Source organism: Streptomyces sp. NPDC023527, assembly GCF_055560115.1.
Window position 1 is genome coordinate 170,428 of sequence record NZ_JBVHJJ010000011.1, and the last position, 22,340, is coordinate 192,767.

Here is a 22,340-nt window from a genome sequence, read left to right on the forward strand (position 1 = left end):
TGCCGGTCGCTTTCCTGATACGCCTCTGACACGCCTTCACCCCTCTGGCAGCATGACCGCTATGACTGATCTGCGCACGGCACACACCTCGGAGCTGGGCGAGGCCGAACTCGCCGCGGTCCGGGCGCTGATGGAGGAAGCGTTCGACGGCGAGTTCACGGACGACGACTGGGACCACACGGTGGGCGGCATGCACGCGCTGGTGTGGGACGGCGGCGAGCTGATCGGCCACGGCTCGCTGGTGCAGCGCCGGTTGCTGCACGGCGGGCGGCCGCTGCGCGCCGGTTACGTGGAGGCCGTCGCGGTACGCGCGGACCGGCGCCGGCGGGGCGTCGGCTCGGCCGTGATGGAGGCGCTGGAGCGGGTGCTGCGGCGCGGGGCGTACGAACTGGGGGCGCTCGGCGCGGCGGACGAGGCGGTGCCGCTGTACATGGGCCGCGGCTGGCAGCAGTGGCGGGGGCCGTCCTCGGTCGTCTCCCCCACCGGCCTGCGGCGCACCGAGGAGGAGGACGGCTTCATCTACGTCCTGCCGCTGGAGGCGAAGCTGGACCTGGACGGGGAGCTGGCGTGCGACTGGCGGCCGGGGGACGTGTGGTGAGCCCGCGTTTCGGCACCGCTACCGCAGGTCCGTCCTCGGGCGCGGCACCGGCCGGCGTCCCAGCAGGTCCGCCAGGCCCTGCCGGGAGGCAGCGACCACCACGCGGTCCTCGGGCCTGAGGACGTAGCCCGGGGGCAGTTGGCCCGGCAGGCGCGGCTGTCCCTGGGCGTCGGCGCGGTCGGCCGGGTCCTCGGGCGCCAGGGCGAGCACCCGCCAGGCACCGGGCTCGACGGCGTCGTCGAGCCTGCGGCCCACCAGCTCGGCGCGGCTTCCGACCTCCAGCTCGGCGACCAGGACCACCTTCCGCTCCACCGGGAAGGCGCCCAGGATCTGACGGCCGATCATCGCCCCGGCGAAGGCGGGCGCCACCAGGTAGGTGACGCTGCGGCTGCGGGTCCAGCCGTGCGGATGGGAGTCGCGCAGGGTGCGGTAGACGGCCTTGGAGAACCGGTCCTCGTACAGCCGCATCACCACCCGTACGTCGGGCCGGACGGCACGCGCGTACAGCACCGTTTCGAGGTTGGTGATGTCGCTGCTGGTCAGGGCGAGCAGGGTGCGGCTCTGGCCGATCTTCGCGGCCTCCAGTACGCCTTCTTCGGTGACGTCGCCGATGACGGTGGGCACGCGCAGCGAGCGGGCGAGCGCCACGCCCCGGGCCTGCGGGTCGCGTTCGACGCAGACCACCGGGATGTCCAGCTCGCGCAGCCGGGCCAGCACCCGGGCCCCGATCTTGCCGAGGCCGAGCAGCACCACGTGGCCGGACAGGCCGCGCGGCGGGCGGCGCAGCGCGGACGCGGAGCGGAAGGTGCCGAGTCCTTCCAGGGCGGCGGCCACCAGGAGGGGGAGCAGCAGCAGGCCGGTGAGGCCGGAGAGGAGCTGGAGGATCTGGCGGCCCAGCCCCTCCCCTATGGCCGGGTCGTTGATGGCGAAGAGGTCGAGGAGCGAGAGGTAGGCGGCGCGCATCGGGTGTTCGCCGGTGACGAGCCAGGAGGCGACGGCCAGGCCGCCCACGGCGGCGGCCAGCCAGACCAGGGCCCAGCGCAGCCGTCGGGAGAAGAACGAGCCGAGCGGCAGGCCGCGGGCCGCGAGCCGGGTGGGGCGCGGCGGCCCGGCGTAGTGGACGGCCTCCAGGACGACGCGGCCGCGGCCGGTGACCGCCGCGGCCTCGCGTTCGCCGGGGAGCAGGACGGGCCCGTCGGCCTCGGAGCCGGGCGCGGGGAGCAGCGCGAGGGTGGCGGCGCGGGGCTCGTGTCTCTCGCCGGGCGCGAGCGGTGGTCGCTCCACGGCCCGCAGCAGCAGTCCGCCGGCCTCGATGACCTTGTTGTGCCCGGAGACCGCCGTGGCGACCAGGGCGGGGGCCGCGGTGTCGGCGTCCGACAGGACGGTCGTGGTCGCCTCGGTGTCGCGGGCCGCGGAGTCGTCGGCGCCCACCCCGGCGGCCTGGTCGAGGAGGTCCTCCAGGTACTGGCCGAGGCGGCGGTTGTAGAGCCGGATGACGAGCCGCAGCCGGGGGTTGGCGCGGCGGGCCCGCAGGGCGGCGTGGATGTTGGTCTCGTCGTCGTCGTAGACGAGGGCGAGGGCCGTGGCGTCGGCGATGCCGGCGTCGGCGAGTGCCGCGTCGTCGGGTCCGGCGGCCTCGACGATCCGTACGGCACCGGCCGCGGAGCCGTTCCTGGCCACGGTGGTGGAGCCGCCGTTGACGCCGGAGGCCCGGCCGACGGCGCCGGTCACCCGGCCGAGGAGGGCCGCGGCCCGGCCGGCCGCGGCGGCCCGGCGGGGTCCGGCGTCCTGGGCGGCCGGGAGGACGAGGGTGACGCGCTCGCCGTAGACGGTGGAGAGTTCGGCGGCGAGCCGGTGCGCGAGTCCGTCGTCGCCGCACACCACCATGTGCGGGATGATCGGGGCCACTTGGGGCGGCTGAGGTAGGGAGACCACGCCCCTAGACTGCCCTGTTCAGCCGTTCGATTCCCAGGCACCGCGCCGGAAGGCCGGGGCGTTCGCCGCCCCGGCCTTCCGGCTTCCCTCGGTACGCGGTGGGCGTCAGCCCTTGGCGAGCTCGCCCAGCGCGATGTTGAGCTTCAGGACGTTGACGCGCTCCTCGCCCATGAAGCCGAGGACGCGGCCGTCGGTGTGGTCCTCGACCAGCTTGCGGACCTTGGCGGCCGGCAGGTGGTTGGCCTTGGCGACGCGGTCGGCCTGGAGGCGTGCGTACGCGGGCGAGATGTCCGGGTCGACGCCGGAGGCGGAGGCGGTGAGGGCGTCCACCGGGACCGCCGACGGGGCGACGCCGTTGAACTCGGCGACGTCCGCGCGGCGCTGCTCGACGGTGTCGAGCAGGACCTTGCTGTCGGCGGCGAGGTTGGAGGCGCCGGACACCAGCAGCTTGTACCGGGTGTTCTCGGTGTTGGCGCCGGCCGCCGAGGCGCGCGGCTGGAAGTACTTGGGGTCGGGCAGCGGGTTGCCGTCCTTGTCCTTGGTGTCCAGGGTGTAGGTCTGGCCGAGGTGTTCGGATCCCACGGACTTGCCGCCGACCTCGATCTCCGAGCCATTGGCCTTGTCGTGGAAGGCCGCCTGCGCGATGCCGGTGACGACCAGCGGGTAGATCACCCCGCAGACCACTGTGAGGACGAGCAGGGCGCGGAGCCCGGCGCCCAGCAGTCGGGCCGTGCTGCGTACGGAGTTGTTCATGGTGACGTCACCCGATGCCAGGGATGAGGGAGATGAGCAGGTCGATGATCTTGATGCCGATGAACGGGGCGATGAGGCCGCCCAGTCCGTAGATGCCGAGGTTGCGGCGGAGCATGCTGTCGGCGCTCATCGGCCGGTAGCGCACGCCCTTGAGGGCGAGGGGCACCAGCGCGACGATGATCAGCGCGTTGAAGACGACGGCCGACAGGATCGCGGACTCCGGCGACGTCAGGTTCATGACGTTGAGCTTGTCCAGGCCCGGGTAGGCCACCGCGAACATCGCCGGGATGATCGCGAAGTACTTCGCGACGTCGTTGGCGATCGAGAAGGTGGTGAGCGCGCCGCGCGTGATGAGCAGCTGCTTGCCGATCTCGACGATCTCGATGAGCTTGGTGGGGTTGGAGTCCAGGTCCACCATGTTCCCGGCCTCCTTGGCGGCCGAGGTGCCGGTGTTCATGGCCACGCCGACGTCCGCCTGGGCCAGGGCGGGGGCGTCGTTGGTGCCGTCGCCGGTCATGGCGACGAGCTTGCCGCCGGCCTGCTCGCGCTTGATGAGGGCCATCTTGTCCTCGGGGGTGGCCTCGGCGAGGAAGTCGTCGACGCCGGCCTCCTCCGCGATGGCCTTGGCGGTCAGCGGGTTGTCGCCCGTGATCATGACGGTCTTGATGCCCATGCGGCGCAGTTCCTCGAACCGCTCCCGCATGCCGTCCTTGACGACGTCCTTGAGGTGGATGACGCCCAGGACGCGGGCGCCCTTGTCGTCCTCCAGGGCGACGAGCAGCGGCGTGCCACCCGCCTGGGAGATCTCGTCGGTGAGCTTCCGGGCGTCCTCGGCGACGGTGCCGCCCTGCTCCTCGACCCAGGCGATGACCGAACCGGTCGCGCCCTTACGGACCTTGCGGCCGTCGACGTCCACACCCGACATCCGGGTCTGGGCCGTGAACGGCACCCACTCGGCGCCGACGAGCTCGCCCTCGTGCCGCTCGCGCAGGCCGTACTTCTCCTTGGCGAGGACGACGATCGAGCGGCCCTCGGGCGTCTCGTCGGCGAGCGAGGAGAGCTGGGCGGCGTCCGCCACCTCGGCGGCCGTGGTGCCCTTGACGGGCACGAACTCGGCGGCCTGGCGGTTGCCGTAGGTGATGGTGCCGGTCTTGTCGAGCAGCAGTGTGGAGACGTCACCGGCCGCCTCGACGGCGCGGCCGGACATCGCGAGCACATTGCGCTGGACGAGCCGGTCCATGCCCGCGATGCCGATCGCGGACAGCAGCGCGCCGATGGTGGTCGGGATCAGGCAGACCAGCAGGGCCGCCAGGATGATCATCGACTGCTCGGCGCCCGCGTAGATCGCGAAGGGCTGGAGCGTGATGACGGCCAGCAGGAAGACGATCGTGAGCGAGGCGAGCAGGATGTTCAGCGCGATCTCGTTCGGCGTCTTCTGCCGGGCCGCGCCCTCGACCAGGTTGATCATCCGGTCGATGAAGGTCTCACCGGGCTTCGTCATGATCTTGATGACGATGCGGTCGGAGAGGACCTTGGTGCCGCCGGTGACCGCCGAGCGGTCGCCGCCGGACTCGCGGATGACCGGCGCGGACTCGCCCGTGATGGCCGACTCGTCGACGCTCGCGACGCCCTCGACGACGTCACCGTCGCCGGGGATGATGTCGCCGGCCTCGCAGACGACCAGGTCGCCCACGCGCAGCTCGGTGCCGGGCACCGACTCCTCGGTGGAGCCGGTCAGGCGGCGCGCGACGGTGTCGGTCTTGGCCTTGCGCAGAGTGTCGGCCTGGGCCTTGCCGCGGCCCTCGGCGACGGCCTCGGCGAGGTTGGCGAACAGGACGGTCAGCCAGAGCCACACGGTGATGGCCCAGCCGAACCAGTCGCCCGGGTCCTTGACGGCCAGCACGGTGGTGACCACGGAGCCGATCAGGACGACGAACATCACCGGGGCCTTGACCATCACCCGGGGGTCGAGCTTGCGGAACGCGTCCGGCAGCGACTTCATCAGCTGCGCCGGGTCGAAGAGGCCACCGGAGACGCGCCCGGCGTCCTGGGATCCGTGCGGCTGGGTGTCCTTGGGATCCTCGGACGTGGGTCGGACAGGGGTGGTGGTGCTCATGAAAGTCCCTCCGCCATCGGGCCAAGGGCCAGTGCCGGGAAGTAGGTCAAGCCGGTGATGATCAGGATCGCGCCGACGAGGAGGCCCGCGAAGAGCGGCTTCTCGGTGCGCAGGGTGCCGGCCGTCTCGGGGACGGGCTTCTGCTCGGCCAGCGAGCCGGCGAGCGCGAGGACGAAGACCATCGGCAGGAAGCGGCCGAGCAGCATGGCGAGGCCGATCGTGGTGTTGTACCACTGCGTGTTGGCGTTGAGGCCGGCCATCGCGGAGCCGTTGTTGTTGGCGCCGGAGGTGAAGGCGTAGAGGACCTCGGAGAAGCCGTGCGCGCCGCTGTCGTGCACGGAGTTGCCCGCGGTGTTGAGGATCGAGTCCGGCGGGGTCGACAGCGCCATGGACAGGGCGGTGAAGCCCAGGACCAGGGTCGGGGTGATGAGGATGTAGCACGCGGCGAGCTTGATCTCGCGGGTGCCGATCTTCTTGCCGAGGTACTCGGGCGTACGGCCGACCATCAGGCCCGCGATGAAGACCGCGATGATCGCCATGACGAGCATGCCGTAGAGGCCGGAGCCGACGCCGCCGGGCGCGATCTCGCCGAGCATCATCGACAGCATGGTGAGGCCGCCGCCGAGGCCGGTGAAGGAGGAGTGGAAGGAGTCCACCGCGCCGGTCGAGGTCAGGGTGGTGGTGGTCGCGAAGATCGCCGAGGCGCCGACGCCGAAGCGGACCTCCTTGCCCTCCATCGCGCCGCCGGCCTCCTGCAGGGCCGGGCCGTGGTGCGCGTACTCCGTCCACATCATCAGCGCGGTGAAGGCGACCCAGATCAGGCCCATCGTGGCCAGGATCGCGTAGCCCTGCTTGACGTTGCCGACGAGCTTGCCGAAGGTCCGGGTCAGCGAGAAGGGGATGACCAGGATCAGGAAGATCTCGAAGAGGTTGGTGAAGGCGTTGGGGTTCTCGAAGGGGTGGGCGGAGTTGGCGTTGAAGTAACCGCCGCCGTTGGTGCCCAGCTCCTTGATGACCTCCTGCGAGGCCACGGCGCCGCCGTTGACCTGCTGGCTGCCGCCGGCGAGCTGCCCGATCTCGTGGATGCCCGAGAAGTTCTGGATCGCGCCGCACGCGACGAGCACGACCGCGCCGACGACGGAGAGCGGCAGCAGGATACGGACGGTGCCGCGCACCAGGTCGGCCCAGAAGTTGCCCAGGTCGCCGGTGCGGGAGCGGACGAAGCCCCGGACGAGAGCGACGGCGACGGCGATGCCGACGGCCGCGGAGACGAAGTTCTGGACGGCCAGGCCGAGCGTCTGGACGGCGTGGCCCATGGCCTGCTCGCCGGAGTACGACTGCCAGTTGGTGTTGGCGACGAACGAGGCGGCGGTGTTGAACGCCTGGTCCGGGGTGATCGCGGTGAAGCCGAGCGACAGCGAGTCGGGCAGGACGCCCTGGATCCGCTGGAGAAGGTAAAGGAAGAGGACACCCACCGCGGAGAACGCGAGGACGCCGCGCAGATAGGCGGGCCAGCGCATTTCGGCGTCGGGGTCGGCGCCGATCGAGCGGTAGATCCACTTCTCGACGCGCAGGTGCTTCTCGGAGTGGTAGACGCGGGCCATGTAGTCACCGAGCGGGCGGTGGACCAGCGCCAGGGCCGCGACGAGCGCGACCAGCTGGAGGACTCCGGAAAGGACGGGGCTCATATCAGTGCTCAGAACCTCTCCGGGAAAACGAGGGCGAGGATCAGGTAGCCCAGCAGGGCGACGGCCACGACCAGGCCGACGATGTTCTCGGCGGTCACAGCTTCGTCACCCCCTTGGCGACGAGAGCCACCAGCGCGAAGACCGCGATCGTGGTGACGACGAAGGCCACGTCGGCCATCGTGTGCTCCTAGAGAGTTCGGATATGAACGGACTCCCACAGCAAACCGGTCGTATCGACATACGAGCGCCTCGTTGACGCCTCCCTTACGGCCATTAGCGCCCCCTTGACGGAATCCATACGGACACCGTCACGACCTGCGAAAACGCCGCTGGGCCGCAACCCCTGACTCGGGGTTACGGCCCAGCGGAACAGCACAATCCAGCCGCCTGACGAGCACTTTCAGCTGGTCAGGAAAATCTTTCAGCGCACCTCGGAGATCTCCGGTCCGCGCTCCAGGCGGTCCACACCACCGGCGAAGCGCGAGCCCTCGGACTCGTCCTGCTGAAGGCCCTCGGCCACCATCTGCGCGTCGTCCGGCAGCTTCAGCACGATCGGGTCGCGCGGCGCCATCGGGGAGTCGCCGCGCAGGACGACCGTGTCCTTGAAGATCTGCTCCAGCAGGCCGGCGGTCTGCGGCTGCACCGCGCCCTGCCCGGAGATCACACCGCGCAGGAACCAGCGCGGCCCGTCACAGCCCACGAAGCGTACGAGCTGTACGCCCTGGGTGCCGTCGGGCAGCGCCACCGGCACCTGCGCCCGCAGCTCCCAGCCGAGCGGGCCCTGCACCTCGTCGACGACACCGCCCTGCTGGGTGATGCCGCTCGCGATCTCCTCGCGGACCTCGTGCCAGATGCCCTCGCGCTTGGGGGCGGCGAACGCCTGGAGCTGCACGGCGCTGTCGCGCAGCACCACGGTCGCGGCGACGATGGCGTCACCGGCGACCTCCACGCGCAGTTCCATGCCCTCGACACCGGGCACGAACAGCCCGCCCAGGTCCACCCGGCCCTCGCCGGGCTCCCGGACCTCGGAGAGGTCCCACGGCCCGTCGGGGCGCGGCTCCGGCTCCAGCCGGACCCGGCTCTCGGCCGCGGCGTCCTCCACGGACTCCTCGCCCCCAGCCGACTCCTCGGAGGTCACGTCGTCGATACGATCGACGGCGTCCTCGCTGCGCTTGCGGCGACGACCGAACACGTCACTGTCCTTCCCGGTCGGCAACGACCGAAGCGAATCCATTCCCCACGGCAGCGTGGCCACCGGTGGACCCGAAGCCCCCTTCGGCCCGTGCCGAGCCTGGAAGCTCCGCCACCTCGTGGAAGCGGACCTTCTCGACCTGCTGGACAACCAATTGGGCGATACGGTCGAACCTCTCGAACCGCACGGTCTCCCGCGGGTCCAGATTGACCACAATCACCTTGATCTCTCCACGGTACCCGGCATCGATGGTCCCCGGGGCATTCACCATGGAGACCCCGCACCTGGCGGCGAGACCCGAACGCGGGTGCACGAACGCGGCGTAGCCGTCGGGCAGCGCGATGGACACCCCGGTGGGCAGCACCATCCGCTCCCCCGGCGCCAGCTCGGCGGCCTCGGTGGTGACCAGGTCGCAGCCGGCGTCGCCGGGGTGACCGTACGAGGGGATGGGCACCTCGGGGTCGACACGGCGGATCAGCACATCGACGGGCACTCGACTCACGGGTTCACCTCAAAAGCTCGCGCGACCTTCACCTGGTCGGGGTCGGCCAGGGCGGCCTGGATCTCGGCGGGGCGGCCGTTCTCGATGAAGTGGTCCACCTTGACCTCGATGAACACCGCCGCCGCGCGGACCGCCACGGGTCCGTCGGGACCGCCGATGCGGCCGGTGGCCGTCGCGTAGATCTTACGGCCGTGGACGGCGTGCGCCGTGGCCTCCAGGTGCAGCAGGGCGCCGACCGGCACGGGCCGTTCGTAGTCCGTCTCCAGCCGGCCGGTCACCGCGATGACCCGCAGCAGCCAGCCCAGCGAGCCCAGCGTCTCGTCGAGCGCCGTCGCCAGCACTCCGCCGTGCGCGAGGCCGGGGGCGCCCTGGTGCGCCTCCTTGACGCGGAACTCCGCGGTGACGCTCACGCCCTCGCCGGCCCGTGTCTCGAGGTGCAGGCCGTGCGGGACGCCACCGCCGCAGCCGAAGCAGTGCTCGTAGTGCGCCCCGATGGTCTGGCCGGGCGCGGGGGCGTCGGGGTGCCGTACCGGCGGCCCGGCGTCGGCCGGCGGCGTCAGCGCTGTCGTTCGTCCACTCACAGGGGCTGACCTTACCCGCGACGGCCGGGCCCGGTCCCGCCCGTGGCAGGCTTGGGGGATGCAGCCTTACGAAGAACGCCTGACCGCGCCCCGTTCCTGGTGGTTCATCGCGGTCCTCGTCGGGGTCGCCATGGCGCTGATCCTGCTGCCCCTGGGCACGGTACCGATGCTGGCCGGGCTGTTCGGCGGCGGGGCGCTGGCCGCGGTGGCGGTCAGCTCGTACGGGTCGGCGCGGATCCGGGTGGTGGGCGGAGCCCTGGTGGCGGGTGACGCCCGTATCCCGGTGGAGGCGCTGGGCGTTCCGGAGGTGCTGGACGCGGAGGAGGCCCGCGCCTGGCGTACGCACAAGGCCGACAGCCGGGCCTTCATGCTGCTGCGGGGCTATGTGCCCACCGCGGTGCGGATCGAGATCACCGACCCGGCCGACCCCACGCCGTACGTCTATCTCTCCACGCGCTCCCCCGAGCGTCTGGTGGCCGCTCTGGCGGCCGTACGGGCCTAGTCCGGCAGGGCGGGCCGCCCGGTCGGCGGCAGGGCCTCCCAGGGCACCTGCTTGCGTCGCAGGTCCGCGCGGACCCTGTCGGCGAGCTTCTTGGTGTCGCGGCGGTTCATCATCGCCCCGACCGCCGCGCCGATCATGAACGGCGTGAGGTTGGGAAGGTTGCGGAACGTGCGCTTGAGGACCTGTTGGCGCAGCTCGCGCCGGAGGTGGCCGCCGAGCGCCGCGTTGACGGACAGCGGGGCGGTGACGTCGATGCCCCGCTCGTCGGCCCAGGCGCCGAGATAGGCGACCGTCCGCTCCCTGAGGGTGCCGGGGGCCCTGAGGCCGTAGACCTCGTGCAGCTCGGCGATGAGCTTGAACTCCACGGCGGCCACGCCGATGATCTCGGCCGCCAGCTCGGCGGGCATGGCGGGCGGAACCGGCAGCATCGCCGCGGCTCCGACGCCGGCGCCCACGGTGGACGTGCCGTTCGCGGCACCGGCCACCAGCTTGTCGGCGAGCTCCTCCGGGCCGAGGCCCGGGAACTGCTCGCGCAGGGTCGCGAGGTCGCGCACCGGGATGCGCGGGGCGTTCGCGATGATCCGGTCGGCGACGGCGGTCAGGCCCGCCCGCGCTCCCCGGCCGCCCTTGCCGGCCTTCTTCGCGCCACGGCCGACGGCGGCGGCGAGCGAGGCCGTACGGCCTCGCTCGACGTTGCTGTCGACCATGGCGCCTGAGGCAGTGCCTTCCTGCCGCGCGGCGTCACCGGCGGGCCCGCTGGTCAGCTCGGGCTTCCGGTCACGCCGCTTCCGGAACGGGGTCGAGCCTGCCATCGCAGACCCGCTCCTCAGTCGCAGTCGCGGCAGATCGGCTGGCCGTTCTTCTCGCGGGCCAGCTGGCTGCGGTGGTGCACGAGGAAGCAGCTCATGCACGTGAACTCGTCGGCCTGCCGCGGCAGGACCCGGACGGACAGCTCCTCGTTGGAAAGGTCCGCGCCGGGCAGTTCGAGGCCCTCGGCGGCCTCGAAGTCGTCGACGTCGACGGTCGACGCGGACTTGTCGTTCCGCCGGGCCTTGAGTTCCTCGATGCTGTCCTCATTGACGTCATCGTCGGTCTTGCGTGGGGTGTCGTAGTCCGTTGCCATGTCGCTCTCCCCCTCTGGGTGTCTGCGGTGTCTCCAGCGCACGTAACGCGTGAGAGGCCGGACTTGTGCCCGACCCGAGGCGGAGATTTTGCCTCACATCAAGGTCTGTTACTCAATCGACACCCAACCGCACACCTGAAGAGGTGATGGGGATGGATGGCGAACGGGACCGTACACGGTCCGAATGCCGCATGCGGATGCGCCATCACGTGTACTTCCCGTGATCAGGACCCCCGGAAACCCCCATTTTCCCGGCGTTCCGGTGGCCCTCGCGATCACGGAGAGTTGATGGCCGGAAGTTGGCGTATGTGAGCGATCACACACGCCTATAGCGAGGGGCGGACCATGAAAATTCCGCCCAAAGCGAACCTGCTGCCGCCCTATTCTCGCAGAGTTTGTCAGGTGGGCAGCACCACTCTCATGATCAGGCCACCGCCCTCGCGCGGTTCGGCCGTGATCCGCCCGCCGTGCGCCCGCGCCACGGACCGAACGATCGACAGGCCCAGGCCCACGCCCTTGTCGCTGCCGGTGCGCTCGGTGCGCAGCCGCCGGAAGGGCTCGAAGATGTTGTCCAGCTCGTACGCCGGGACGACCGGGCCGGTGTTCTCGACCACCAGCAGCGCCTGCCCGGGCTGGGCGCGGGTGGTGACCTCGACCCAGCCGTCGGGGGTGTTGTAGCGCACGGCGTTCTGCACGAGGTTCAGCGCGATGCGCTCCAGGAGCACCCCATTGCCCTGGACCACCGCCGGCTCGCGCGTGCCGCGCAGCTCCACGCCCTTGTCCTGGGCCTCGCCGCGGGTCTGGTCGAGGGCCCTGGAGGCCACCTCGGCGAGGTCGACGGGCTTGCGGTCCACGATCTCGTTGTCGCTGCGGGCGAGCAGCAGCAGCCCCTCCACGAGCTGCTCACTGCGCTCGTTGGTGGCCAGCAGCGTCTTGCCGAGCTGCTGGAGCTCGGGGGACGCCCCGGGGTCGGAGAGGTGCACCTCCAGCAGCGTGCGGTTGATCGCGAGCGGGGTGCGCAGCTCGTGCGAGGCGTTGGCCACGAAGCGCTGCTGCGCGGTGAAGGCCCGCTCCAGCCGGTCGAGCATCTCGTCGAAGGTGTCGGACAGCTCCTTCAACTCGTCCTCCGGCCCTCCCAGTTCGATCCGCCGCGAGAGGTCCGTGGCGGCGACCCTGCGGGCGGTACGCGTCATCTTGCCGAGCGGCGAGAGAACCCGCCCGGCCATGGCGTAGCCGAAGGCGAAGGCGATCACGGCGAGGCCGAGGAGGGCGAGGAGGGAACGCTTGAGGAGGCTGTCGAGGGCCATGGCGCGTTGGTGCTGCATGCACTGGTCCAGGCCGCGCATGAACGCGTTGCTGTCGGTGGTGCCGCTCAGATCACGGCAGATCTCGCTGGTGATCTGCACCTGGGCATTGAATATCCGGAACGGCAGCGCGTTGCCCTGGCGCAGCGCGTCCGCGGCCAGCAGATAGATGATCGTCAGCAACAGGACGCCGGCCATCAGGAACATCCCGCCGTAGAGCAGGGTGAGCCGTATCCGGATGGTGGGGCGCAGCCAGGGGAACGGCCGCACGACGGGCTGACGGGGGTCCCAGCTGGGCTTGGGGGGCGCGAGCGGCGGAGCGGGGGTGGGGGGCATCGGGGATCAGATCCGGTATCCCGAGCCGGGCACGGTGACGATCACCGGGGGCTCGCCGAGCTTGCGGCGCAGGGTCATCACGGTGACCCGTACGACGTTGGTGAACGGGTCGGTGTTCTCGTCCCAGGCCTTCTCCAGCAGCTGCTCGGCCGAGACCACGGCCCCCTCGCTGCGCATGAGCACCTCCAGCACCGCGAACTCCTTCGGCGCCAGCTGCACCTCACGACCGTCGCGGAAGACCTCGCGCCGGTTGGGGTCCAGCTTGATACCGGCGCGCTCCAGGACGGGCGGCAGCGCCACGGTCGTACGCCGCCCGAGCGCCCGGACGCGGGCGGTCAGCTCACTGAACGCGAACGGCTTCGGCAGGTAGTCGTCGGCACCGATTTCCAGGCCCTCCACCCGGTCGCTGACGTCACCGGAGGCGGTCAGCATCAGGACGCGGGTCGGCATGCCGAGCTCGACGACCTTGCGGCAGACGTCGTCACCATGGACGAGGGGAAGATCACGGTCGAGGACGATGACGTCGTAGTCGTTGACGGCGATACGCTCCAGAGCGGCGGCCCCGTCGTACACGACGTCGACCGCCATGGCCTCCCGGCGCAGTCCGGTGGCGACGGCATCGGCGAGCAGCTGCTCGTCCTCGACGACGAGTACGCGCACGGCGTTGTTCCTTCCCTTTGAGCCTGTGGGCAGGCATGAGACATCCCGGTGGGTATATCCATCCTGCCTGGAAGGCCGGTAAACCGGCCGTAAGTGGGTAGGGGTGCGCAGCGGGTTCCGGATTGGCGGGTGGCGGCAGGTTTCCCCTCGGACAGCGGTGGGGAAGACGTCTGCACACCCGCGATCACGCCCTTGCCGTATCCCCTGCGGGGTGCGCGCGTGATCGTTTCGCCGTGGCACACCCCCGTGCCATCAACCCACGACGAGGGGGCGCAGCACCATGGACGCGTTCACCGCTGGCATTCTGCAGCGCATAGAGAGCACCCGGTTCGACCTGGATCAGGCCCGCAGGTCGGGCGACGAGTTCCTCGCCGAGGTTGAGCAGGCGGCGCTGGACGACCTTCACCGCCTGGCGGCGGAACACGGCGTCAACGTCGCGGCCTAGCGGTTTGCCCATTGGGCAGATCCGCAACGAAAGCGCCTGGTCCCGTGCCGGGCGCTTTCCGTTTCCCGGGTTCCCGGGTTCCCTGCGGTGTCCGCTGCGCGGGGCTTGTGACTGGTCGGGGGCGGGAAGAAAAAGCCCAGTAGTGACCGGCAACGCGACAGCCCACCGAAACCACCAACCGGTTTTCCTCCCCCCACCCACGGGAGGGGGCGGGCCGGAGCGGGCCCTATACGGGGCGTAAAGCGAAGCAGCCCCGTATAGGGCCCGCGGAGGCCCGACCCCGCACCATGACCAGCCCCGCGCAGCGGACACCGCCCCGCGCAGCGGAAACGCCCGCACGAGGGCAACCGGGCGAACCCCGAGCCGCCCGGACGGCCCCCCCTACCCCCGCCACGCTCCAAGCCCCTCCAGACGCCCCTGGAGCGTCTCGAAGAGGCCGCGTGGGGCAGCCACCGTGAGCTCTCCCGACGCCGGAACCCCGGGGCGACCGCCCGTCACCGCTCCCGCCTCGCGGGCGATCAGCGCCCCCGCCGCGTAGTCCCAGGGGTTGAGCCCCCGCTCGTAGTACCCGTCGAGCCGGCCACAAGCGACGTCACAGAGATCAATCGCGGCCGACCCGCCGCGGCGGATGTCCCGCACCTCCGGCAGGAGGGACCGCACCACCTCCGCCTGAGCGGCCCGTCGCGCCGCGACATAGCCGAAGCCCGTACCGATCAGCGCCTGGTCGAGCGACACCGCGGAGCGGACCCGCAGCTGGCGGTCGCCCAGGAACGCACCGGAGCCGAGGGCGGCGAAATACGTCTCGCCGCGCATCGGCGCGGCCACCACGCCCACGACCGTCTCGCCATCGATCTCGGCGGCGATGGAGACGGCCCAGGACGGTAGGCCGTAGAGGTAGTTGACCGTGCCGTCGATCGGGTCGATGACCCAGCGCACGCCGCTCGTGCCTTCGCTGCTCGCGCCCTCCTCGCCGAGGACTCCGTCGCCGGGGCGGCGGTCGGCGAGGAAGTCGGTGATGAGCTTCTCGGAGGCGATGTCCATCTCGGTGACGACGTCGATGGAGCTGGTCTTGGTGGCGGCCACGCCCAGGTCGTCGGGGCGGCCGTCCCGGAGGAGCGTGCCGGCGAGGTCGGCGGCCTCCAGGGCCACGGTGAGGAGTTCGGTCCTGAGGGGATCGGTCACGGTGGTGCTCCTTACGCGTACGGACTGTCGGCGCCCGCGGCGGCCGCGCGGGGGGCCCGGGCGGGGCAGCAGCCGACGGGGCAGAGGTCGTGGGAGGGGCCGAGCGCGCCCAGCGCGCAGCGCTCGGGGCGGTCGCCGCGCTCCGTGGCGGCGCGTTCGAGCACCAGCTCGCGGATGGCGGCGGCGAAGCGCGGGTCGGCGCCGACGGTGGCGGCGCGGGCGACGGGGAGGCCGAGATCGGCGGCCTTGGCGGTGGCCTCGGTGTCGAGGTCGTACTTGACCTCCATGTGGTCCGAGACGAAGCCGATGGGGACCATGACGACGGCGGGGGCGCCGTCGCCGTGGACGGTCTCCAGGTGATCGCAGATGTCGGGTTCGAGCCAGGGGATGTGCGGGGCGCCGCTGCGGGACTGGTAGACGAGGCGCCAGGGCCGTTCCACGCCGGTCTCCCGGCGCACCGCGTCGGCGATCAGACGGGCGACGTCCTGGTGCTCGGCGACGTACGCGCCGCCGTCGCCGTGGCCCTCGGCCGGGCCGGAGGTGTCCGCGGCGGCCGTGGGGATGGAGTGCGTGGTGAAGGCCAGGTGGGCGCCGGCGCGTACGTCCTCGGGCAGTTCCGCGAGGGCCGCGAGGGTCGCGTCGATCATGGGCTGTACGAAGCCCGGGTGGTTGAAGTAGTGCCGCAGCTTGTCGACGCGCGGCGGTCGGAGGCCCTCGGCCTCCAGGGTGGCGAGGGCGTCGGCGAGGTTCTCGCGGTACTGCCGGCAGCCGGAGTAGGAGGCGTAGGCGCTGGTGGCCAGGGTCAGGACGCGGCGGTGCCCTGCGGCGGTCATCTCGCGGAGGGTGTCGGTCAGGTAGGGCGCCCAGTTGCGGTTGCCCCAGTGGACCGGCAGGTCGATGCCGTGGTCGGCGAAGTCGGCGCGCAGCGCGCTCAGCAGTTCGCGGTTCTGGTCGTTGATCGGGCTGACGCCGCCGAAGAGGAAGTAGTGCTGCCCGACCTCCTTGAGGCGCTCGCGGGGGATGCCGCGGCCCCGGGTGACGTTCTCCAGGAACGGGACGACGTCGTCCGGGCCTTCGGGGCCGCCGAAGGAGAGCAGCAACAGGGCGTCGTAGGGGGCTGTTGCTGGCTGGGCTGCTGGCTGATCCGACATGCGTCCGATCCTGCCACCCGTCACTGACAGCCAGGAAATGGCCGTGCGGCGCACGCGTGTGTGCCCGTAAGCTGTATCGACCACCTACGTCCCTTACGGCCATCCTCGCCGCAATCCCCGATTCACCCCCGAGAACCTCTGGCGGACTCCTTGCCCAGTCCTTACCGCGAAATATTCGCCGCTCCCGGCGCGAAGGGCTTCTCCGCAGCTGGTCTGCTCGGCAGGATGCCGCTGTCCATGATGGGCATCGGTGTCGTCACGATGGTCTCGCAGCTGACCCACCAGTACGGGCTGGCGGGCGCCCTCTCGGCGACCCTCGCCATCTCCGCCGCGGTGGCCGGCCCGCAGATATCCCGGCTGGTCGACCGGCACGGGCAGCGCAGGGTGTTGCGGCCGGCGACGCTGGTGTGTCTGGCCGCGGTGGCGGGGCTGCTGGTGAGCGCGCAGCAGCGGTGGCCCGACTGGACCCTGTTCGTCTTCGCAGCGTGCGCGGGCTGCGTCCCGAGCGTGGGGTCGATGGTGCGGGCCCGCTGGTCGGCCATCCACAGCGGCTCCACCCTGCACACCGCCTACGCCTTCGAGTCCGTCGTCGACGAGGTGTGCTTCATCTTCGGGCCGATCCTGTCGATCGGCCTGTCCACGCGCTGGTTCCCGGAGGCGGGTCCGCTGCTGGCCGCCTGCTTCCTCGCCGTCGGCGTGTTCTGGCTGACCGCGCAGCGCTCCACCGAGCCGCTCCCGCACCCCCGCGAGCACCACACCGGCGGCTCCGCGCTGCGCTCGCCGGGGCTCCAGGTGCTGGTGGCGACGTTCGTGGCCACGGGCATGATCTTCGGCGCCGTCGACGTGGTGACCGTCGCCTTCGCCGAGGAGCGCGGGAACAAGGACGCGGCGGCCCTGGTCCTCGCCAGCTACGCGCTGGGGTCCTGCCTGGCGGGCGTCGTCTTCGGGCTGCTGCGCCTCAAGGGCGATACGGCCCGCCGCTGGCTGCTGGGCGTGTGCGCGATGGCCGTGAGTATGATCCCCCTCCAATTGGTCGGGAGCCTGCCGTTCCTGGCCGTGGCGCTCTTTGTCGCGGGCCTGTCCATCGCGCCGACCATGGTGACGACGATGGCCCTCGTCGAACAGCACGTACCGCGCGCGAAGCTGACCGAGGGCATGACCTGGACGAGCACCGGGCTCGCGGTCGGGGTGGCGCTGGGGTCTTCGGCCGCCGGCTGGGTGGTCGACGCCTCCGGGGCGGCCGCGGGGTACGCGGTGTCCGGGGTGGCGGGGGTGCTCGCGGCGGCGGTCGCGTTCCTGGGGTACCGCCGGCTGCGGAGGCCGGCGCCGGAGCGGCCGGGGGGACCCGCGCCGCGGGCAAGGGGAGGGTCTGGGGCGTATGACGGAGACGACCGGAACGACCGGGACAAGGGGTACGTGGCGTAACTGGGCGGGCAACGTCACCGCCCATCCCGCGCGGACGGCGACACCGGCGAGCACGCGGGAGCTGGCGGCGGCGGTCGTGCGGGCCGCGTCGGAGGGCCTGCGGGTCAAGGCGGTGGGCACGGGTCATTCGTTCACCGCCGCGGCCGCCACGGACGGCCTGCTGATACGTCCCGAGCGGCTCACCGGCATCCTTGGCATCGACCGGCGGGCCGGGACGGTGACGGTGGCCGCCGGTACGACCCTCCGGCAGCTCAACGAGACGCTGTCCACGCACGGTCTGTCGCTGACCAACATGGGCGATGTCATGGCGCAGACGGTCTCGGGGGCGGTCAGCACCGGCACCCATGGCACGGGCCGTCTCTCGGCCTCGCTGTCCGCCCAGGTCAAGGGGTTGGAGCTGGTCACGGCCGACGGTCGCGTGCTCAGCTGCTCCGCGCGGGAGAACGCGGAGGTGTTCGCGGCGGCCCGGTTGGGTCTCGGCGCGCTGGGGGTGATCACCGCGCTGACGTTCGCGGTGGAGCCGCAGTTCCTGCTCACGGCCCGCGAGGAGCCGATGGCCCTGGACCGGGTGACGACGGAATTCGATCAGCTCGTCGCCGAGAACGAGCACTTCGAGTTCTACTGGTTCCCGCACACCGACACCTGCGTCACCAAGCGCAACAACCGCAGCGCGGGCCCCGCCGATCCGCCCGGGCGGATGGCCGCCTGGGTGGAGGACGAGCTGGTGTCCAACGGGCTCTTCCAGGCCGTCTGCACGGTCGGCCGGGCCGTGCCTGCCGCCGTGCCCGGCATGGCGAAGGTGGCCGGCCGCGCCCTGTCGGCCCGTACGTACACCGATGTCGCCTACAAGGTCTTCACCAGCCCGCGCCGGGTCCGCTTCGTCGAGATGGAGTACGCGCTGCCGCGTGCGGCCGCCGTGGCGGCGCTGCGGGAGCTGAGGGCGATGATCGAACGGTCGCGGCTGCGGATCGGCTTCCCCGTGGAGGTGCGGACCGCCCCGGCCGACGATGTGCCCCTGTCGACCGCCTACGGCCGGGACACCGCCTATCTCGCCGTCCACATGTACCGGGGCACGCCGCACCGGGCGTACTTCACTGCCGCCGAGCAGATCATGACGGCCCACGGCGGGCGGCCGCACTGGGGGAAGCTGCACAGCCGCGACGCCGGGTACCTGGCCGGGGCCTATCCGCGCTTCGCGGAGTTCGCCGCGCTGCGGGACCGGCTGGACCCGCAGCGCGTCTTCGGCAATGACTACCTGCGGCGCGTGCTGGGGACCTGACGCCCCCGCGCAGGCCCTAGGAGACGGTGCCCCGGGCGGCCGTGCCCGTGCCGGCCGCCGCGTTCTGGCCCTGCGGCGGCTCGGCGGACTGCTTTCCTCCGGTCTGTCCGCCGGTCGCCGCCTCCCCACCGGTGACCTTGCCGTCGTCCTTGCCGCTGTCCGGCGACGGGGAGGGGTTGACCGGGCCGGGCTTCGGGGAGGGCGAGGAGCCGCCGTCGGAGGGCTTGGCGGGCGGAGCCGACGGGTCCGGTGACTGCTCGCCCGTGCCGCCGCCGGGCCGGGACCGCTCCGGGTCCGGCGTCGGGCCGTCCTGCTCGCCCGTGCCGCTCTGGTTGCCGCCCGGCGACCGGCCGGGGTCGGGGCTCTGCGGGGGCGCGGGGTCCTGCTTCTTCTGCGAGGAGCCGCCCTTGACGATCTGCATGACCGAAGTGCCCTCGCCGCCGTCCGTGGCGGAGCCCTTTACCAGCTCGACCGCGGTGACCGTGCCCATGGCGAGCACGAAGACCGCGCCAGCCGCGATCAACGGGCGCTTCCAGCCGCGCATCCGAGTGCCGTGGGTCGTGCCCGACGTGTACTCGTCATCGAAAGCGCCGGGGTGGGCATCGGCGTGCGCGTCGGCGCGTGGGTCGGAAAGCGCGCCCGCGTGTGCGCCGTTTCGCTCCGGCGGGTGTCCGACACCGTGCAACAGCCGTGTCGCTTCGTCACCGGGGGTCACCCGCGCCGGGTCGATGCCCGGCAGCATCCGGGTCACTTCGACATCGTCGGCCCCGGCTGTCCCACCCGTTTGGCGCAGCACCTGGGTACGGTCCCACTCCGAGCCGCCGCGGCCGACCGCGCGACCGGCGTCCCGCACCGGTACCTGGCGCATTTTCGGCCGTGCGGCCTGGGTCGTCGCCTCGCGGAGCTGCTCACCCGTACGTTTGAACAAGTGTTGGAAAATTGTGCCACCGGACGTGGCCACGACACTCACGACGCCGGCACCGATGACGGTGCCGTACACCCCGAGTTTGCCCGCGAGCAGGGCCGCGACCACCGCTGCCAGGGCGCTGCCGGCGACCTGCGCGACGCTCAGCTCCAGACGCCTGTTCTTCTGCTTTGCCTCGCTTTCGCCTTTGTCGTCCATCTCCCGCCTCTGTTAGCCCTTTCGATCCGTCTTGCAGGTAGAAGAGACATTCGAGCGTAACGAACAGTTCCGGTTCCGGCGATTCTGTGAACCTCGACACCCGGACGGCCCGGCTCCGGGTCCACGGCCCGAATCAACTCCCTTCTCCCGCGTGAACTTCGATGGCGCGCCGATCCACCCCCAGTGGCCCGAATGGAGTACTGTGGCGAGCCCTGGTCCCGGTGTCCCGTCCGGCTGCCCGGACCCAACGGGAGGGGCCCAGGCGGCTCTCGCCCCGTCAACTCGGCAATGTTGTGGCAGGCTGCACCCGGGCAGGCCACACTCGACTAGCGGAAGCAGCGACGCAGGTGACGTCGGCAGGCACCACCCGGGAGGTCCCCATGCCCGAACTGCGTGTCGTGGCCGTCTCCAACGACGGCACACGGCTGGTGCTCAAGGCTGCGGACAGCACGGAGTACACCCTTCCCATCGACGAACGGTTGCGCGCCGCCGTGCGCAACGACCGTGCGCGCCTGGGCCAGATCGAGATCGAGGTGGAGAGCCATCTCCGTCCTCGTGACATCCAGGCACGCATACGGGCGGGTGCCTCCGCGGAGGAGGTCGCCCAGCTCGCGGGCATCCCCGTCGAGCGCGTCCGCAGGTTCGAGGGCCCGGTGCTGGCCGAGCGCGCCTTCATGGCCGAGCGCGCCCGCAAAACGCCCGTACGCCGCCCCGGTGAGAACACCGGTCCGCCGCTCGGCGAGGCCGTGGCGGAGCGGCTGGTGCTGCGCGGCGCCGAGAAGGAGACCGCGCAGTGGGACTCCTGGCGCCGCGACGACGGCACCTGGGAGGTCCTGCTCGTCTATCGGTCGGCCGGTGAACCACGGGCCGCGAGCTGGAGCTTCGACCCGCCGAGGCGGATCGTCCAGGCGATGGACGACGAGGCGCGGGCGCTCATCGGCGAGACCGACGACACGCCCGAGCCGAGCTTTCCCTTCGTGCCGCGCATCGCCCGTCTGCCGCGGGACAGGCCACTGGACCGAAGCCTCGACCGGAATCCGGACCGTGCTGCCGACAGGCAGCCGGCCGCCGCGGCCGCCCCGGACACGGAGGCCACGGCGGAGGACACGGCGAGGGAGCGGGACTCGCTCACGAGCCTGCTCGAAGCCGTGCCCAGCTTCCGCGGCGACATGGTCGTACCCGAACCGCCGTCGGTGGCCCCGGTCGTCGAGGAGCCGTCCGAGGAACCGGAGGCCGTCGAGCCGCCGGCCCCGGCGGCGAGCGCGGGAGCGGCGTACGCGGATGTGCTGATGCCGCGTTCGGTGGCCGGTCACCGCGACCGGCTGACCGGCACGACGGACCGTCAGGCGGAGGCGGACGGCGTCCGGCCGGGCCGCCGGGCGGCGGTGCCGAGCTGGGACGAGATCGTCTTCGGCACCCGCCGAAAAAAGCAGGAGTGACGACAAAACGACAAGAGGAGTAACCATCCGGCAGCTCCCCGGCCCCGGCCGGGGACACCGCCGACGGCGCGCCGCCCGGCCCGGAAGGGGCCGGGCGGACGGATGTCGCGCCCGGATCGGGCGGGAACCGCCGGGCGGCTCAGCCGGGCTGCGGGCCCGTCGCCACGGGACGGGTGGTGTCCGCGGTCCACTCGCTCCAGGAACCGACATAGAGGGCCGCCGGAATGCCCGCTACCGCCATGGCCAGCACCTGGTGCGCGGCGGAGACACCCGAGCCGCAGTAGACGCCCACCTCGGCGCCCGGCCCACCCGTGGCCCCGAGCTTCTCGAAACGCGCCCTGAGCTCCTCGGCGGACCGGAAGCGGTTGTCCTCGGTCACGTTCTCCGCCGTCGGGGCGGAGACGGCGCCGGGGATGTGGCCGGCGACCGGGTCGATCGGCTCGACCTCGCCCCGATAGCGCTCCCCCGCCCGCGCGTCCAGCAGCAGTCCCCGCCGCGCCAGCGTCGCGGCGCCGTCCGCGTCCAGCAGCGGCAGCGCCCCGGGCTCCGGGACGAAGTCGCCCTCCCGTACCCGCGGCACCTCCGTGGTCAGCCGGCCGCCGTCGGCGCTCCAGGCGGCGATGCCGCCGTCGAGGACCCGTACGTCCTGATGGCCCGTCCAGCGCAGCATCCACCAGGTGCGCGCGGCCGCCCAGCCCATCCCGCCGTCGTAGACGACGACGGGGTGGCCGGAGCGGACCCCGGCCCGGCGCATGGCCGCCCCGAACTCCCCGGTGTCCGGCAGGGGGTGACGGCCCCTCTCCCCCGGCGCCCCGGCGAGTTCGGCGTCGAGGTCCACATAGACCGCGCCGGGCAGGTGCCCGGCTTCGTAGACCGGCCGGCCGGGCGGGCCGCCGAGCTGGTAGCGGATGTCCAGGAGCGTCGGCGGCCGCTCGCTCGCCAACGCGCTCATGAGTTCGACTGCGGTGATGGTGGGCTTCATGGTCCCCATCCTCGCGTAGTCGGC

22 protein-coding genes are annotated in these 22,340 nt (G+C 71.8%); 6 read left to right on the forward strand and 16 right to left on the reverse strand.

What is annotated here, in order from left to right; all coding sequences use genetic code 11:
* Positions 1-52: 52 nt before the first annotated feature.
* Complete coding sequence (locus ACZ303_RS22505) at positions 53-598, forward strand: GNAT family N-acetyltransferase (RefSeq protein ID WP_467341668.1); 546 nt, start codon at positions 53-55, stop codon at positions 596-598.
* A gap of 18 nt (positions 599-616) precedes the next feature.
* Here the strand turns inward: ACZ303_RS22505 and ACZ303_RS22510 are convergent, their stop codons facing one another.
* The 8 genes from ACZ303_RS22510 to ACZ303_RS22545 all read right to left on the reverse strand — a co-directional run bounded on the left by ACZ303_RS22510 (position 617) and on the right by ACZ303_RS22545 (position 9,365).
* The gene (locus ACZ303_RS22510) at positions 617-2,485 is read right to left on the reverse strand and encodes an NAD-binding protein (RefSeq protein WP_467341873.1); all 1,869 of its coding nucleotides are present in this window, start codon (positions 2,483-2,485) and stop codon (positions 617-619) included.
* Between the two features lie 153 nt (positions 2,486-2,638).
* A complete protein-coding gene (gene kdpC / locus ACZ303_RS22515; RefSeq protein WP_467341670.1) occupies positions 2,639-3,286 on the reverse strand; it encodes a potassium-transporting ATPase subunit KdpC in 648 nt (215 codons plus the stop codon).
* Between the two features lie 7 nt (positions 3,287-3,293).
* Complete coding sequence (gene kdpB, locus ACZ303_RS22520) at positions 3,294-5,402, reverse strand: potassium-transporting ATPase subunit KdpB (RefSeq protein WP_467341672.1); 2,109 nt, start codon at positions 5,400-5,402, stop codon at positions 3,294-3,296.
* Positions 5,399-7,090, reverse strand: a complete 1,692-nt coding sequence (gene kdpA, locus ACZ303_RS22525) for a potassium-transporting ATPase subunit KdpA (protein WP_467341674.1) — start codon at positions 7,088-7,090, stop codon at positions 5,399-5,401. Before kdpA ends, kdpB begins: the two co-directional genes overlap by 4 nt.
* A gap of 8 nt (positions 7,091-7,098) precedes the next feature.
* A complete protein-coding gene (gene kdpF, locus ACZ303_RS22530; RefSeq protein ID WP_043188605.1) occupies positions 7,099-7,188 on the reverse strand; it encodes a K(+)-transporting ATPase subunit F in 90 nt (29 codons plus the stop codon).
* Between the two features lie 323 nt (positions 7,189-7,511).
* Positions 7,512-8,282 carry a DUF3710 domain-containing protein gene (locus ACZ303_RS22535; RefSeq protein ID WP_467341676.1) on the reverse strand — a complete coding sequence of 257 codons (771 nt, stop codon included), beginning with the start codon at positions 8,280-8,282 and terminating at the stop codon, positions 7,512-7,514.
* A 1-nt stretch (position 8,283) separates the two neighbouring features.
* Positions 8,284-8,784: a dUTP diphosphatase gene (dut, locus tag ACZ303_RS22540; protein WP_467341678.1), complete on the reverse strand. Its 501-nt coding sequence runs from the start codon at positions 8,782-8,784 to the stop codon at positions 8,284-8,286.
* The gene (locus tag ACZ303_RS22545) at positions 8,781-9,365 is read right to left on the reverse strand and encodes a PaaI family thioesterase (RefSeq protein ID WP_467341680.1); all 585 of its coding nucleotides are present in this window, start codon (positions 9,363-9,365) and stop codon (positions 8,781-8,783) included. The genes dut and ACZ303_RS22545 overlap by 4 nt, the downstream gene beginning before the upstream one ends.
* A gap of 58 nt (positions 9,366-9,423) precedes the next feature.
* Here ACZ303_RS22545 and ACZ303_RS22550 point away from each other — a divergent pair, with 58 nt between their 5' ends.
* Positions 9,424-9,867: a DUF3093 domain-containing protein gene (locus ACZ303_RS22550; protein WP_467341682.1), complete on the forward strand. Its 444-nt coding sequence runs from the start codon at positions 9,424-9,426 to the stop codon at positions 9,865-9,867.
* Here ACZ303_RS22550 and ACZ303_RS22555 read toward each other — a convergent pair.
* The 4 genes from ACZ303_RS22555 to ACZ303_RS22570 all read right to left on the reverse strand — a co-directional run bounded on the left by ACZ303_RS22555 (position 9,864) and on the right by ACZ303_RS22570 (position 13,290).
* The gene (locus tag ACZ303_RS22555; RefSeq protein WP_467341684.1) at positions 9,864-10,679 is read right to left on the reverse strand and encodes a hypothetical protein; all 816 of its coding nucleotides are present in this window, start codon (positions 10,677-10,679) and stop codon (positions 9,864-9,866) included. The two genes, ACZ303_RS22550 and ACZ303_RS22555, sit on opposite strands and share 4 nt — an antisense overlap.
* A gap of 14 nt (positions 10,680-10,693) precedes the next feature.
* Positions 10,694-10,990, reverse strand: coding sequence for a DUF4193 domain-containing protein (locus ACZ303_RS22560; RefSeq protein WP_087925870.1), 297 nt, complete (start codon positions 10,988-10,990; stop codon positions 10,694-10,696).
* A 398-nt stretch (positions 10,991-11,388) separates the two neighbouring features.
* Positions 11,389-12,630: a sensor histidine kinase gene (locus tag ACZ303_RS22565; protein ID WP_467341687.1), complete on the reverse strand. Its 1,242-nt coding sequence runs from the start codon at positions 12,628-12,630 to the stop codon at positions 11,389-11,391.
* A 6-nt stretch (positions 12,631-12,636) separates the two neighbouring features.
* Positions 12,637-13,290, reverse strand: coding sequence for a response regulator transcription factor (locus tag ACZ303_RS22570; RefSeq protein WP_467341689.1), 654 nt, complete (start codon positions 13,288-13,290; stop codon positions 12,637-12,639).
* Between the two features lie 280 nt (positions 13,291-13,570).
* On the opposite strand from ACZ303_RS22570, the gene ACZ303_RS22575 reads away from it, so the two are divergent.
* The gene (locus ACZ303_RS22575; protein ID WP_467341691.1) at positions 13,571-13,735 is read left to right on the forward strand and encodes a hypothetical protein; all 165 of its coding nucleotides are present in this window, start codon (positions 13,571-13,573) and stop codon (positions 13,733-13,735) included.
* Between the two features lie 381 nt (positions 13,736-14,116).
* Here ACZ303_RS22575 and ACZ303_RS22580 read toward each other — a convergent pair whose 3' ends face one another.
* Both ACZ303_RS22580 and ACZ303_RS22585 read right to left on the reverse strand, forming a co-directional pair.
* Positions 14,117-14,917 (reverse strand): inositol monophosphatase family protein, encoded by an 801-nt coding sequence (locus tag ACZ303_RS22580; RefSeq protein WP_467341693.1) that lies wholly within the window; start codon positions 14,915-14,917, stop codon positions 14,117-14,119.
* Between the two features lie 11 nt (positions 14,918-14,928).
* Positions 14,929-16,068, reverse strand: coding sequence for a ferrochelatase (locus ACZ303_RS22585; protein WP_467341695.1), 1,140 nt, complete (start codon positions 16,066-16,068; stop codon positions 14,929-14,931).
* A gap of 150 nt (positions 16,069-16,218) precedes the next feature.
* Here ACZ303_RS22585 and ACZ303_RS22590 point away from each other — a divergent pair, with 150 nt between their 5' ends.
* The gene (locus ACZ303_RS22590; protein WP_467341697.1) at positions 16,219-17,493 is read left to right on the forward strand and encodes an MFS transporter; all 1,275 of its coding nucleotides are present in this window, start codon (positions 16,219-16,221) and stop codon (positions 17,491-17,493) included.
* Positions 17,447-18,772: a D-arabinono-1,4-lactone oxidase gene (locus ACZ303_RS22595; protein ID WP_467341699.1), complete on the forward strand. Its 1,326-nt coding sequence runs from the start codon at positions 17,447-17,449 to the stop codon at positions 18,770-18,772. Before ACZ303_RS22590 ends, ACZ303_RS22595 begins: the two co-directional genes overlap by 47 nt.
* Before the next feature lie 16 nt (positions 18,773-18,788).
* Here the strand turns inward: ACZ303_RS22595 and ACZ303_RS22600 are convergent, their stop codons facing one another.
* Positions 18,789-19,895 carry a hypothetical protein gene (locus tag ACZ303_RS22600; protein ID WP_467341701.1) on the reverse strand — a complete coding sequence of 369 codons (1,107 nt, stop codon included), beginning with the start codon at positions 19,893-19,895 and terminating at the stop codon, positions 18,789-18,791.
* Between the two features lie 347 nt (positions 19,896-20,242).
* On the opposite strand from ACZ303_RS22600, the gene sepH reads away from it, so the two are divergent.
* Entirely contained in the window at positions 20,243-21,334 is a 1,092-nt protein-coding gene (gene sepH / locus ACZ303_RS22605; RefSeq protein ID WP_467341703.1) for a septation protein SepH, read from the forward strand.
* Between the two features lie 139 nt (positions 21,335-21,473).
* Here the strand turns inward: sepH and ACZ303_RS22610 are convergent, their stop codons facing one another.
* Positions 21,474-22,316: a sulfurtransferase gene (locus tag ACZ303_RS22610; RefSeq protein WP_467341705.1), complete on the reverse strand. Its 843-nt coding sequence runs from the start codon at positions 22,314-22,316 to the stop codon at positions 21,474-21,476.
* Positions 22,317-22,340 lie beyond the last annotated feature (24 nt).